This window comes from Novosphingobium sp. CCH12-A3, assembly GCF_001556015.1.
Taxonomy (GTDB): Bacteria; Pseudomonadota; Alphaproteobacteria; order Sphingomonadales; family Sphingomonadaceae; genus Novosphingobium; species Novosphingobium subterraneum.
Genome location: NZ_LSIA01000139.1, coordinates 1 through 824, shown reverse-complemented (window position 1 = coordinate 824; position 824 = coordinate 1). Strand labels below are relative to the sequence as shown.

Annotated in this window: 1 protein-coding gene; it reads right to left on the bottom strand. The window is 65.5% G+C overall.

All coding sequences use genetic code 11. From position 1 onward, the window contains the following. On the bottom strand, nt 1–824 hold an 824-nt coding region (locus AX703_RS11400; RefSeq protein ID WP_197423684.1), incomplete at both ends, for a strawberry notch C-terminal domain-containing protein.

Here is an 824-nt window from a genome sequence, read left to right as displayed (position 1 = left end):
AGGCCTCGACTGCCACGGTCTCGACCCCGATATCGAAGGTCCCGGCTTCCTTGGCTGCGGAGACGCGGGTTTCGACAAGGGTCAGGAACTCATCGAAGATGGCGTTCTGGACGGCGATCTTCATGGCGAGGATGCGGTTGAGCCAGCGCTGGATCGGCGGCAGGTCCTCGCGCAAGATTCCGTCCTGGTCGGTGAGCTCTAGCCCGCTCATCCGCTGGAATTCGGCGAGCGAGGTGCTCTTGAGCTTTCCCATCGCGAGCAGCCCGTACCAGTCGTGCAAGGCATGCTTGGCATAGATGCTCTCAAGGTTGTCGGAAGCATCGAACATCCCCTGCCCGCCGGTCTGGCGCTGGCCGCGAGTAAGCGCTCCCAGTGCGTCGAGCCGCCGCGCGATCGTGCTGGTGAAGCGCGCCTCGCCCTTGCAGTCGGTAGTAACGGGCCGGAACAGCGGGGGACAGGCCTGGTGGGTGCGGTGGGTGCGCCCCAGCCCCTGGATTGCACGATCCGCGCGCCAGCCAGGTTCGAGCAGGAAGTGGACCCGGCGCTGCTGGTTCTTGGCATCGAGACTGGCGTGATAGCTGCGGCCCGTGCCGCCCGCATCCGAGAACACCAGGATTCGCTTGGCCCCGGTCATAAATGCAGTGGTTTCAGCAAGATTGGTCCGCGGCGAGCGGCTCTCGAGGCGCTGCTGGCCCAAACCATCACGAACGAGGCGCTTGCTGCGCCCGGTGACCTCGGCCACCGCCGTCACCCCATAATGCTCGAGCAGGGCATCGAGCGCGGTCGGGATCGGCGGCATGGCGCAGATATGCTCGATCAGGTCG